General features: G+C 71.7%; 8 protein-coding genes. 1 reads left to right on the top strand and 7 read right to left on the bottom strand.

What is annotated here, in order from left to right:
* Nucleotides 1-7 precede the first annotated feature (7 nt).
* Nucleotides 8-2,131, bottom strand: a complete 2,124-nt coding sequence (locus AC07FV_RS23805; RefSeq protein WP_479089320.1) for a DNA gyrase/topoisomerase IV subunit B — start codon at nucleotides 2,129-2,131, stop codon at nucleotides 8-10.
* A gap of 440 nt (nucleotides 2,132-2,571) precedes the next feature.
* On the opposite strand from AC07FV_RS23805, the gene AC07FV_RS23800 reads away from it, so the two are divergent.
* Complete coding sequence (locus tag AC07FV_RS23800) at nucleotides 2,572-2,802, top strand: DUF7455 domain-containing protein (protein ID WP_031035360.1); 231 nt, start codon at nucleotides 2,572-2,574, stop codon at nucleotides 2,800-2,802.
* A 108-nt stretch (nucleotides 2,803-2,910) separates the two neighbouring features.
* Here AC07FV_RS23800 and AC07FV_RS23795 read toward each other — a convergent pair whose 3' ends face one another.
* From AC07FV_RS23795 to AC07FV_RS23770, 6 genes are all read right to left on the bottom strand, one after another.
* Nucleotides 2,911-3,765 carry a S1 family peptidase gene (locus AC07FV_RS23795; protein ID WP_479089319.1) on the bottom strand — a complete coding sequence of 285 codons (855 nt, stop codon included), beginning with the start codon at nucleotides 3,763-3,765 and terminating at the stop codon, nucleotides 2,911-2,913.
* 134 nt (nucleotides 3,766-3,899) lie between these two features.
* Nucleotides 3,900-5,432: an RNA polymerase sigma factor gene (locus tag AC07FV_RS23790; RefSeq protein WP_479089318.1), complete on the bottom strand. Its 1,533-nt coding sequence runs from the start codon at nucleotides 5,430-5,432 to the stop codon at nucleotides 3,900-3,902.
* A gap of 425 nt (nucleotides 5,433-5,857) precedes the next feature.
* Nucleotides 5,858-6,745 (bottom strand): FadR/GntR family transcriptional regulator, encoded by an 888-nt coding sequence (locus AC07FV_RS23785; protein ID WP_479089317.1) that lies wholly within the window; start codon nucleotides 6,743-6,745, stop codon nucleotides 5,858-5,860.
* Nucleotides 6,746-6,905: 160 nt separating this feature from the next.
* On the bottom strand, nucleotides 6,906-9,188 hold the full coding sequence (locus tag AC07FV_RS23780; RefSeq protein WP_479089316.1) for an ABC transporter ATP-binding protein: 2,283 nt from the start codon (nucleotides 9,186-9,188) through the stop codon (nucleotides 6,906-6,908).
* A 118-nt stretch (nucleotides 9,189-9,306) separates the two neighbouring features.
* Nucleotides 9,307-10,065, bottom strand: a complete 759-nt coding sequence (locus AC07FV_RS23775) for an NUDIX hydrolase (RefSeq protein ID WP_479089315.1) — start codon at nucleotides 10,063-10,065, stop codon at nucleotides 9,307-9,309.
* A gap of 141 nt (nucleotides 10,066-10,206) precedes the next feature.
* Complete coding sequence (locus tag AC07FV_RS23770) at nucleotides 10,207-12,126, bottom strand: glycogen debranching N-terminal domain-containing protein (RefSeq protein ID WP_479089314.1); 1,920 nt, start codon at nucleotides 12,124-12,126, stop codon at nucleotides 10,207-10,209.
* Nucleotides 12,127-12,743 lie beyond the last annotated feature (617 nt).

Here is a 12,743-nt window from a genome sequence, read left to right as displayed (position 1 = left end):
CGCGGGGTCAGGCGTCGATGCGCGACCGGTCCAGCGTCGCCGCCGAACTGGAGATGAACTCCTTGCGGGGTGCGACGTCATTGCCCATCAGCAGGTCGAAGACCTGCTCGGCCGATTCCAGGTCGGTCAGGTTGATCCGGCGCAGGGTCCGGTGCCGGGGGTCCATGGTCGTCTCCGCCAGCTGGTCCGCGTCCATCTCACCCAGACCCTTGTAGCGCTGGATGGAGTCCTTGTAGCGCACGCCCTGGCTCTGGAAGTCCATGAGCTTGTCTCGCAGCTCCCGGTCCGAGTACGTGTACACGTACTTGTCCTGGCCCTTCTTCGGCTGCACCAGCTCGATGCGGTGCAGCGGCGGCACCGCCGCGAAGACCCGGCCCGCCTCCACCATGGGCCGCATGTAGCGGTGGAACAGGGTCAGCAGCAGGGTGCGGATGTGGGAGCCGTCCACATCGGCGTCCGTCATCATGATGATCTTGCCGTACCGGGCCGCGTCGATGTCGAAGGTACGGCCGGACCCGGCCCCTATGACCTGGATGATCGCGCCGCACTCGGCGTTCTTGAGCATGTCGGTCACGGAGGACTTCTGGACGTTGAGGATCTTGCCGCGGATCGGCAGCAGCGCCTGGAACTCGGAGTTCCGGGCGAGCTTGGCCGTACCCAGGGCGGAGTCTCCCTCGACGATGAACAGCTCGCTGCGGTCCACGTCGTCGCTGCGGCAGTCGGCGAGCTTCGCGGGCAGCGAGGAGGACTCCAGGGCCGTCTTGCGGCGCTGGGCGTCCTTGTGCTGGCGGGCGGCGATGCGGGTGCGCGCCGCGGCGACAGCCTTCTCCATGACCACGCGGGCCTGCTGGGCGGCGTCGCGCTTGGTGGAGGTGAGGAACGCCTTGAGTTCCTTGCTGATGACGTTGTTCACGATCCGGCGAGCCGCCGAGGTGCCGAGGACCTCCTTGGTCTGGCCCTCGAACTGCGGCTCGGCGAGACGGACGGTCACGACCGCCGTGAGCCCCTCCAGGGCGTCGTCCTTGACGATGTCGTCCTCGGCGACGCGCAGCATCTTCTTGGCCCGCAGCGCCTCGTTCATGGTCTTGGCCACGGCCTGCTCGAAGCCCGCAACGTGGGTGCCGCCCTTGGGCGTGGCGATGATGTTGACGAAGGACTTGAGGGTGGTGTCGTACCCCGTGCCCCACCGCATCGCGACGTCGACCCCGAGGTCGCGGGTGACCTCGGTGGGCGTCATCTGGCCGTGCTCGTCGAGCACGGGGACCGTCTCCTTGAAGCTGCCCTGTCCACTGAAGCGCAGGACGTCGCAGACGGGCCGGTCGGAGGCCAGGAACTCACAGAACTCACTGATGCCGCCGTCGAAGCGGAAGGACTCCTCGCCCTTGCTGCCGCCGTCGCCGAGTCCGAACTCGTCGCGGACGACGATGGTCAGCCCGGGGACCAGGAACGCGGTCTGGCGGGCGCGCTGGTGCAGCGTGTCCAGGGAGAGCTTGGCGTCCTTGAGGAAGATCTGGCGGTCGGCCCAGTACCGCACGCGCGTGCCGTTGCGGCCCTTGGGGATCTTCTTGGCCTTGCGCAGCCCGCTCCTGGCCTCGAACTTCGCGTCCGACCCCGCGCCCGTGAAGGCACCCGGTACTCCGCGCCGGAAGCTGATGGCGTGCGTGTGCCCGCCGCGGTCCACCTCGATGTCCAGCCGGCTGGACAGGGCGTTCACCACGGAGGCGCCCACGCCGTGCAGACCGCCCGAGGCGGCGTACGAGCCGCCGCCGAACTTGCCGCCGGCGTGCAGCTTGGTCATGACGACCTCGACCCCGGACAGGCCGGTCTTGGGTTCGACGTCGACCGGGATGCCCCGGCCGTTGTCGCGGACCTCCACCGAGGCGTCGTCGTGGAGGATCACCTCGATGTGGTCGCAGTAGCCACCGAGGGCCTCGTCGACGGAGTTGTCGATGATCTCCCACAGGCAGTGCATCAGGCCACGGCTGTCGGTCGATCCGATGTACATGCCCGGACGCTTGCGTACGGCCTCGAGCCCTTCGAGGACGAGCAGGTGCCGCGCGGTGTAGTTGGATCCGTCCCGGTCTGCTCCTGCCAGCAGCGCAGTGGACGGCACGGATGTCTCGGCGGTCACGCGGTTCGCTCCTCGCTGAATTTCAGATGGGGCCCCGCTGGGTAAGGGCGCGGCTCGGTTCACCGGTCTGAGGGTACCGAGGCCTGGTAGAGCCGTTGTCACGCCACCCTCGTCGAGGACACACCCTAGTCCAGCCTCGTATAACTGTTCGATCCCTCGATGGGGTGAAGTACACATCACGTTCCCTTCGAGGCATGAACCATTTAGGCTCCGGGCACGTCCTCATGAACAAACCGGCAACCCAGCCGGCGGGACCGACACTGACCGACAGCGCGAACCCGTACGACACAGAGACACGCAATACGGCACATTCGCCGCCAACCGGCAACAGCCGGCCCCTCGGAAAGTTTTTTCGAGGAAAAGCCACGAGCGGGAACGTTTTGGGGCTGGTTGGATGTTGACCCTGGTACGACAGCTCGTCGAGCTAGAGAAGAGGCGACGTGACTACTGTTCTGACTTCCGCAAGCCCGCTGACGGCCGCTGATCGCTGCGACCGCTGCGGCGCCCAGGCATACCTGCGCGTCGTCCTGCTGAGCGGCGGAGAACTGCTCTTCTGCGCCCACCACGGGCGCAAGTTCGAGCCGGAACTCAAGAAGATCGCCGCTGAGATACAGGACGAGACGGAGCGGCTGACGGCCGTTCCCGAATCTTCCGCCGAGGAAGAGCGCTGACGCTACGCGCCCGACGACGAGCCGACTCGGCACAGGCCGAACAACGGGCGGCCGCCTCCGCAACCCGGAGGCGGCCGCCCGTGCTCGTCCACAGGCTCTCAGGGGCCGTCAGGCGCCCCCGCGCGAGCGCGCGGCAATGTCCCATCCCAGCGTCCGCAGAACGGCGGAGACGCGCGTGTAGACCCCCGGGCTCCCCGGGCGCCCGCAGCCGCTCCCCCACGACACGAGCCCGATGAGCCTCCCCTGGGCGACCAGCGGCCCTCCGCTGTCCCCCTGGCAGGCGTCGCGGCCCCCGGCGGTCTCGCCGGCGCAGAGCATGGTGGCGGCGAGATAGCGACCGTCGTCACTGCCCGAATACGCCCGTTGACACTTCGGGTCGGACTGCACCCGCACGCGGGCCGCACGCAGGCCGTTCGCGTAGTCACCCGCCCCCGAGGTGTCTCCCCATCCGTAGACGAGCGCGCTCGTCTCCGGCTCGTACGCGGGGTCGCCCTCGGCCGCCATCCCCAGGGCCGAACCGGCGGGCAGGGCTTCGGAGAGGGTGATCACGGCGAAGTCGCCGGTGTTGTTGGCGTCGTCGTGCCCGGGGTTCACCCAGACGTCGCGGACGGGGATCTCGCGACCCTCGTCCGAGAGCAGGTCCGTGCGGCCCGCGATGACCCTCAGGTCGCGCACCTCCTCGGGCGGCGACCCGAGAACCTCCTCCGTGAGGCAGTGCGCCGCGGTGAGCACGGTGGTGCGGCCGACGGCCACGCCCCCGCAGAACTGTCCCGCCCGGGTACCTCCGAACCGGTCACGACTGGACAGGGCGACGGTCCACGGACTGTCGGACACTTCGACCGGAAAGCCGCCGACGACGATGCTGTCGGCGGACGCGGGGGCGGCGGACACCAGCGGTATCGCGGTCGCCGCGGCCGCCAGGACCAGCGGCCGGACCAGTGCCCGGGCAAAGAGGCGACGCATGCAGACTCCTCACTCTGGGTGTTCATGGAACACCCAGAGTGATCCAGCACGCCGTGCCGCGCACCCGCTGATCAACGCGAAGGCCCGGTTCCCCACCTGGTGGAACCGGGCCCTGTCGCTCGTACGACCGCGATCTAGTCGAGGTAGTCGCGCAGCACCTGGGAGCGCGAGGGGTGGCGCAGCTTCGACATGGTCTTCGACTCGATCTGGCGAATGCGCTCGCGCGTGACGCCGTACACCTTGCCGATCTCGTCGAGGGTCTTCGGCTGACCGTCGGTGAGACCGAAGCGCATGGAGACGACGCCGGCCTCGCGCTCGGACAGGGTGTCGAGGACGGAGTGCAGCTGCTCCTGGAGGAGCGTGAAGCTGACCGCGTCGGCCGGGACGACCGCCTCGGAGTCCTCGATGAGGTCACCGAACTCGCTGTCGCCGTCCTCGCCCAGCGGGGTGTGCAGCGAGATGGGCTCGCGGCCGTACTTCTGGACCTCGATGACCTTCTCCGGGGTCATGTCGAGTTCCTTGGCCAGCTCCTCCGGGGTGGGCTCGCGGCCCAGGTCCTGGAGCATCTGGCGCTGCACACGTGCGAGCTTGTTGATGACCTCGACCATGTGCACCGGGATACGGATGGTGCGGGCCTGGTCGGCCATCGCGCGGGTGATCGCCTGACGGATCCACCAGGTGGCGTACGTGGAGAACTTGTAGCCCTTGGTGTAGTCGAACTTCTCCACCGCGCGGATCAGACCGAGGTTGCCCTCCTGGATCAGGTCCAGGAAGAGCATGCCGCGGCCGGTGTAGCGCTTGGCCAGGGAGACCACCAGGCGGAGGTTGGCCTCCAGCAGGTGGTTCTTGGCGCGGCGGCCGTCCTCGGCGATGATCTCCAGCTCGCGCTTGAGCTTGGGGGCGAGCTTGTCGGCGTTGGCCAGCTTGTCCTCGGCGAACAGACCGGCCTCGATGCGCTTGGCGAGCTCGACCTCCTGCTCGGCGTTGAGCAGGGGGACCTTGCCGATCTGCTTCAGGTAGTCCTTGACCGGGTCCGCGGTGGCACCGGCCGCGGCGACCTGCTGGGCCGGGGCGTCGTCCTCGTCCTCGTCGGACAGCACGAAGCCCGCGTTCTCGGTGCCCTCGGGCTCCTCCGTCGCGGCCTTCGGCTCCTCGATCGCCTCGTCCTCGAGAAGCTCGCCGTCCTCCTTCTTGGAGGTGGTCTTCTTGGCGGCCGTCTTCTTGGCGGTGGTCTTCTTTGCAGTCGTCTTCTTGGCGGTCGTCTTCTTGGCCGCCGCCTTCTTGGCGGGCGCCTCTTCCTCGACCGCCGGGTCGGCGGCGGGCGCCGCCGGGGTGGCGGGGGCGGTGGCCTTCCTGCTGGTCACCGTCTTGGCCGCGACCGTCTTGGTGGCGGTGCGCTTGGCGGGACTCTTCGCTGCGACGCTCTTACGGGTGCGCTTCGGCTCCGCGGCACTGACCATCAGCGTCACACCCTCTTCCTCGAGGATCTGGTTGAGGCTGCGCAGTACGTTCTTCCACTGAGTGGCCGGAATCTGGTCAGCTTCGAAGGCCCGACGCACGTCGTCGCCGGCGATCTGCCCCTCAGCCTTTCCCCGCTCAATGAGAGCCATGACAGAGACGGACTCGGCGATCTCCGGCGGGAGCGTACGGGATGTGCTGGCCGACACGAACAACCTCTCGGAACGTTGGAAAACGGCTTCCGGCTCCGTCCGTGACGGACGGGAGCCGACCACCGGCTTGGAATGGGCCGACGGCGCGGACGGGCCGGGAGAGGCACAGCGCCGTGTACGGCGTCCGTATTCCCTCCGCGGCTGTCACCTCTTAGGTCATCGCGTTGCTCCCACGAGCGTTACGCCCAATCCGCGTGGCCCGAGTCACACCCCGTAAGCGTTCAAAACCGGTCAGAACCGTATGAATGAGGTCACCGGTGAACGCAACCCGCCCACATCGGAGGTCTCACCCTCTCATCACACCGCCGGACCCCGTGGAATCACCGCGATTCCACGGGGTCCGGCGGCGACGGCGCACCGGCCGACCACTGCCGCAGGAGGGGTTCGGCGTGCCCGGCCCGCGCCGTTCCGGTGGGGCGCGATCAGTGCTCGCGAGGGGCGGGCACCACGCGCTCCACCTCGGGGTGGACGGTCAGAAGTTGGCGCATGGCCGCCTCGGCCGCCGCTCCGTCCCCCGTGGCGAGGGCGTCGACGATCCTGCCGTGCTGCGCCAGTGTGACGTCGTTCGGCCGGTCACAGGACGTGACCGGGCCGCCGGAGACGTGCAGGGCGGCGGAGACGATTCCGGAGAGGTGGTCCAGCATGCGATTGCCGGCGACCTGGATGAGGAGCCCGTGGAACTCGGCGTCGGCGCGGGCGAAGGTGAGCGCGTCACCCTGCCCCATGGCGTGGCCCATGATCCCGATCATGTCGGACAGCCGCTGCTGGACCTCCTCGCGCCCGTGCCCGGCGGCGAGGCGCGCGGCGAGCGGCTCGATCGTCCAGCGCAGCTCACTGAGCTCGCGGCGCTGATCGTCACGCTGCGGTCCGAAGGCACGCCATTCGATGATGTCCGGGTCGAGGAGGTTCCAGTCACTGACCGGGCGCACCCGGGTCCCGACGTTCGGGCGGGCGCTGACCAGCCCCTTGGCCTCCAGGACCCGCAGGGACTCGCGGACCACGGTGCGGGACACCTCGAAACGCTGCCCGATCTCCTCGGGCACCAGCGGGCGGTCTGCGCCCAGGTCACCGGAAACGATCATCTGGCCCAGCTGCTGGACGAGTTGTCCGTGCAGTCCCCGGCCCCGGCTGCCCCCGGTGCGCCTGCCCACGCGGCCCAGCTCGGGTTCGGCGCCTTCCCAGGCGGGCATCGCGACGCGGTCGACGGCGGGCGTCTCGGCGAAGGGGTAGCGGTCGAGTTCGCCCGGGTTCGTGAGGCCGGAGTCGGCGGAACGGGCGGCGGTCATCATGGAGTGCGCAAGGGTAGTCACGCATCATTTGTCGGCGCCCTCACCAACTCCCTTGAGGTCTTTGGTGAAAAGCACACGAAAGGGTGATCGCTCACCCCGTCGCAATTGACGCCTTATCGGAAAGAAATGGGCTTTCGACGGGGAGTTGCGCACGCGATCGACCGGAAGGGCACGGCGGACGTCACCGGACCCGGCTACGGAGGGTCATGAGCGCATAGGCGCAGAGCAGAGTGGTCAGGGACAACGTCAGGGCGCCGCCCACGGGTTGGACGATCACGCGCAGCGCCTCGGCCACGTACCGCTCCCCACCGAACGGCCACGTCGTCAGGAGAGCCTCGCGGATCCTCATGGGCAGGTCGGCGGCGGTCCGCACGGACGGCCCCTCCCAGAGCTTCTGTACGAGTGGTACGAGCAGGACGGGAACGGCGAGCACGGCGGCGAGCCCGGCCGTGGTGGACCGGAAGACTCCCGCGGCCAGCAGGCCGGACCAGGCACAGCCGACGACGAGCCCGAGCCAAGCCGCGCCCAGTGCGGGCCAGTCGGCGGGGACCCCCGCGAGTTCCCGTCCGTAGAGGAGGCGGAGCACTTCGGCGTCGCAGGCCACCGTCAGGACGGCCAGCACCGACGCGGTGGCCGCGGAGACCAGGAGTTTGGCGGCCAGCAGCCCCATCCGACGGGGCACGGTGCCGCGGTCCGCCGCCAGGGCGGGGTGGCGGAACTCGTCACCGAAGGCGAGCGCCCCGAGCAGCCCCGCACCGAGGGCCGCGGGCGGCAGCGGCAGTTCCCGCGGCCAGGCGGCCAGGAGGCGCGGCTGCGGGGTGTGCCCGATGCGGGCCAGGACCACGGCGGTGACGGCGGACGCGACGAGCACGACGGCGCCGGTGACGAACGCCGTCCCGATGCCCACCACGCGCCGGAGTTCGTACCTGAGGGGGCGGAGGGGACTGGGGGCGGTACGAACGGTGACGGGAGGCGGCAGCGGGGGCACCGCGCTTCGGGCGGCGGCGGGGGTGAGCGTGGCCCAGGGGCGAGGCAGGGGCCGGGAGGCGGCTTGCGCCGGTGGCGGCTCGCGCCGGGCGCCCGGGGCGGGAGGGTTGCACGGCGCGGCGGCGCCCTCGTCCACGGCCGGCGTGCGCCCGGCAGGGCTGAAGGGCGGCAGGGGGTCGGCGGGGGCGGGGGCGCGGGAGGCCTCGACGAGCGACCGGGGGCCGTCCAAAGCCTGGCGGGGGCCGTCGGAGGCCTGCGGGCGGGGACTGTCCGAGGCCGGCGGCTGTGGGCCGGCGACGGTCAGTGGGTGAGGGGCTTCGGCGGTCGGCGACTGAGGGCTTACGAAGGCACGGCGGGGGGCGCTGGTCGGCCCCGGGGCTTCCGTCGAGGGCTCGGCGTCGGTGTGCGAGGGTCCCGCGTCACGGGTCGCGGACAGCTGCCCGGTGGCCGTTCCGGGTCGCTCCTCGACCGGCCGTGCGGGTGGGGTGGCGGCAGGAAGGGGCGACGGTCCTCCGGCGGCGGTCCCGGCGCCGGAGGACCGTGACGGAGCGCCTGCGGCGAGGTACCCGGCGTTCGTGGCGAGCGGCGCCAGGTCCGCACCCGGTCCCATGTCGCCGACCTCGTCGGCCAGTTGATGTACGAGGATGCCGTGCCGGAAAGCGGTGTCCCCGATGTCGGCGCACGTACTGCCGTACACCGCGAGGCGGTTGCCGCCCTCTCGTACGACCTCGACGGAACGACGCGCCGTGCGTGCCTCCTTGATCAGGAGAGCGGCGAGGCGGGCGGCGTGCGGGGTGCGGACGGCGACGCGCGGCCGCAGTCGGGTACGGGAGAAGTCCGCTGCCACCTGGTCGGCCACGACCCGGCCCCGGTCCAGCGTGACGACGTGGTCGGCGCCGCGCGCGGCTTCCTTCGGGTCCGCGGTGCTGAACAGGACGGTGCCCCCCTGGGCGGCGTGCGCACGCAGCGTTCCGTGGAGCCACCGGGCGTCGCGGACGGACAGCGCGCGGGCGGGGTCGTCGAGCACCAGGGTGTGCGGGTCGGGAAGCAGCGCGCAGGCCAGTCCGAGGCGTCGGTCCATGCCGCGGGAGAGGATCCCCAGATGTTCGTCGCGCAGGCCCACGAGGCCGACCGCCTCCATGACTTCGTCGGCTCGCCGGGCGGGGACCCCGGCCGCCGCGCACAGCATGCGGAGATGGCCCCGGACCGTGCGGGCCGGGTGCCCCGGCACGTCTCCGAGCAGGACGCCGACCTCGCGTGAGGGGTGGGCGATGCGGTGGAGGGGGCGGCCTCTGAAGTACGTGAGACCACGGCCCCGTTGGAGTTCGAGCATGAGTCTGAGCGCCGTCGTCTTGCCGGCGCCCGACGCTCCGAGCAGTGCGGTGACACGCCCCGCGCCTGCCTCGAAGGAGACGTCGTCGACAGCGGGCGGAAGGTCCTTGCGGGGGGTGCTGGTCAGTCCGAAGGCCTGGATCACCGCAGCAAGATAGCCTGTTATGACCGATTTTTCGGGTACCGCTGGGCTTCCTGGTGCGGGCGAGGGGCCCGTCGGCTCCTTGTTCGTCGTCCGGTCCGGGGCCTGTCCGGGCTCGGCCTCACACCTCGGGACGCAGCATCGGCGGATTGAGCAGAGTGGCGCCGCCCGCCCGGAAGAGCTGGGCGGGACGGCCGCCCTGGCGGGTGGTCGTGCCGCCGGTGGGGACGAGGAAGCCCGGCGTGCCGGTCACCTTGCGGTGGAAGTTGCGCGGGTCGAGGGCCACGCCCCACACCGCCTCGTAGACGCGGCGCAACTCACCGACGGTGAACTCGGGCGGGCAGAACGCGGTGGCCAGCGACGAGTACTCGATCTTGGAACGGGCTCGTTCCACCCCGTCCGCGAGGATCTGGGTGTGGTCGAAGGCGAGCGGCGCCACCGGCTCGCCGTCACGGCCGTATCCAGCTTGCTCCAGCAGTTCCTCGACCGGCGCCCAGCGGGCGTTGCTGGCGTCACCGCCCGCCCGTGGTGCGGGCAGGTCGGGAGCGAGCGCGAGGTGGGCGACACTGACCACGCGCATCCGGGGGTCCCGCTCCGGATCTCCGTAGGTCGCGAGCTGCTCCAGGTGAGCGCCGTTGTCCTGAGGGGGCGTGGCGGGGTCGTGGACGCACAGGCCCGTCTCCTCGGCCAGCTCCCGCGCCGCCGCCTGCGCCAGATTCTCGTCGGCCCGCACGAACCCGCCGGGCAGGGCCCAGCGCCCCTGGAACGGCGACTCGCCCCTGCGCACCGCCAGCGCGCACAGGGAGTGGCGACGCACGGTCAGCACGACCAGGTCCACAGTCACGGCGAAGGGCGGAAAGGCTGACGGGTCGTAGGGCATGCGGCGATCATAGTCGTCTGCCTGACGATAAACACTCCCTTCACCGACCGACACCGACGGCTGGTCCACTTCGGCCGGAGCCGTGTCTCCCGTTCCCCTCCGCCCGCTCCCGAGCACCGTGCGGGAGCACGTCGGGCCAGGTCAGGTCCTCAGTTGCAGCCCGTCGGCGGCCTCTTCGACCATGGCCATGCCCAGTCGGCTGACCCGCACGGAGAAGGGCTCTCCGGCGACCCGCAGCCCGGTCAGGCCGATCTCTCCCAGAGGGGCGCTGCGCAGGGGACGCAGGGTGACGCTCCCGGCCGGGGCGTCGGGGTGGATCCCCGCCAGTGTGGTCAGCAGGAGGACCCCGGCGGCGGCCGCGGTGGCGGCGGGACGGCAGGCCGCCGGGTGCGGCAGGGGCGTACTCCCGTCGGTGCGCTGCTCCCCCGCGTACATCTCGGGCAGACGGTGGCCGAAGGCGCCGGCGGCGGCCAGTACGCCGCGCAGCAGCGAGCCCGCCTCGTTCTCGTGGCCGGCGGCGGCCAGACCCGCCACCGCGGTCGCCGTCTCCTGGACGCGTACCGCTCCGGCGCGATGCCCGAAGGGGGTGTATCCGGCTTCCTTCACGCCCAGGCCGCGCAGTCCCCACCCCGAGTCCATGAGCGGGTTGCCCAGCAGCCGGGCGAGCCGGGCGGTCTGCACCGGGTCGAGCAGCCCCGGGGCGGTGGTGCCTCCGCCGAGCAGTCCGGTGTCGAGGAGGTGGGCGGTGGCCGCGGTGAGCGACGGCACCAGGTGTCCGTCCGGGGTGCGGGCCGCCGCGGGTCTCCCTCCCGCCGGGTCGTGGATCCAGAAGTCCCGCCGGAAGGCCTCGCGCAGCTCCCGGGCCCACTGGCGCAGTGCGTCGCCGCCCGGTCTGCCGAAGGCGTCGAGCAGTTCGGCGCCGAGCAGGGCGGCGCGGTGCGCGTGGGCCTGCGTCTCGCAGCGGACGGGGCCGCCGGGGTGCGGGTCGGAGACGTACGTGCCGTCCCCCACGGCTGCCCGCAGCCAGCCCAGGCACCCCTCGGCCGCGGGCAGCAGCTCCCGCGTCTCGCGATCCCCGAGGCCCCAACGGCGGGCTTCCGCGAGGAGCACGGGGAAGAGCAAGGTCGCCTCCGTACCGGTACAGCCCGGTGGCAGGTGGGGGCCGGTGTCGCGGCTCGGTCCGGGAATCATGCCGTGCCCCGGCCCGGGACGGCGCTGTTGCGAGCGGGCGAGAACGCGCAAGGTGCCGGCGGCGAGCCGGGTGCCGAGGGGCAGCGTCATCCGGGCGGCGGCGAGGGCCTCGGCGGGCGCCGGACCGCAGCGCCAGGGGACGCCGGCCGCGAGATGGACGTCGGTGGGGTGCGCCGGATCGCGCAGCAGAAGGGCACGCAGGTCCTCGATGCTGGTCCGCAGAAGGGCGGGGGCTCCTGGGTCGTCACCGGTGGCGTCGGCGGCTGCCAGCGGGTCCGCCGCCGTGCGGGCCACCGCCCGGACCGGGCCCGCTCCGTCGGGCCGCACACGCAGCTCGATGCTCGTGCTGCCACCCGGCGGCACCACGCACTCCCACCGCAGCAGACCGGCGGAGGCGAGGGCATCGCCCGGCGGTGGTACGGCCGTGACCGACGCGGTCCCCGCGGCGCTGGACCACCGCAGCCCCGAGGCGTGAACGCCGGCCAGCAGGTCGGGGCCGGCGCTGCCCGCGGCGATCGACCCGAGGTCGGCCAGGTCCGTGCCGAGCGCCACCTCCACCGGCAGGCGCAGTGGACGGGTCGTCCCGTTGCGCAGAGTGATCCGCTCCGTGCCGTCGGCGTGCCGCATCCGCTCGACCATGACGTCCGGGTCCGGTCCCGGGGCGGACGGCGTCCGGAGCACGCCCACGAAGACGGTTCGGTCGGCTCCTGTCATCCGGGCCTGCAAGGGAAGCGGTTCGCACCCGGACACAAAGAGGCGGCACCGGGAGAGCAGGCGCCGGCCCGCTCGGTAGAACCCCTCCAGCCCCATACCGGTCAGCTGCGCTTGCTCCGTGGAGATCACGAGGCCGGGGAGGGCCACTGCGATCATCGTCCCGTGGTTCGGGGGCAGGTCGCCGGACCGGCGGGCGGACACTGCGGGTGGCGCGCTCCGCGAAGCGCCCGGCTCTCTCCCGGATCGCGTCGACGGCAGGGCGTACGCCGGCCCGGGCCGGACCATCGGCGGGCCGAGGCTCCGGCTTTGCCCGGAGCTGCGCCGCTGGACCGGCGCCATGGGCTCGGCTCGGTACGGCGGAGCGGCCCGCCCGCCGTAGGCGGCGGCACCCGGCGCGGCGGTGGACGAAGTCGGTTGGTGCATGGAGGGCTCCCCCTCTGTACTCGGTGCGCCTCGGAGCTACTCGGTGCGCTTCGGACGGAACTGCTCCGTGCGGTGCTTCGACCGGGCGGATGTGGTGCGGTGCGACGTCGCCGCCGGACGGGTGCGGCGCGGAGCGGTGTCCCGGCCGGCCCGGGCGTTCCGCCACTCAGGTGAACGGAGCGGATGTCCTGCGGGTCACGCCCGCGGTGTCCGGGGGGCCGTGACCTGACGGCGCGGGGCCCGGAACGCGAACCACATCACGAGCTCTGCTCACCGGGCCCCCTCGGCCCGGCCTCGCGCTCGGGTGGCGGCCGCTTCCCGGCCCGGAGCGGCTCGCGTCGGTCAGGCAA

The organism is Streptomyces sp. NPDC045956 (genome assembly GCF_056430705.1).
The sequence above is the reverse complement of the archived record's forward strand: the minus strand, read 5'-3'. Positions and strand labels throughout refer to the sequence as shown.

Bases quoted from the DNA above. Each gene is read 5' to 3' on its own strand.
- AC07FV_RS23770 (WP_479089314.1), bottom strand. From the start codon at position 12,126: ATGATCGCAGTGGCCCTCCCCGGCCTCGTGATCTCCACGGAGCAAGCG.
- AC07FV_RS23775 (WP_479089315.1), bottom strand. From the start codon at position 10,065: ATGCCCTACGACCCGTCAGCCTTTCCGCCCTTCGCCGTGACTGTGGAC.
- AC07FV_RS23795 (WP_479089319.1), bottom strand. From the start codon at position 3,765: ATGCGTCGCCTCTTTGCCCGGGCACTGGTCCGGCCGCTGGTCCTGGCG.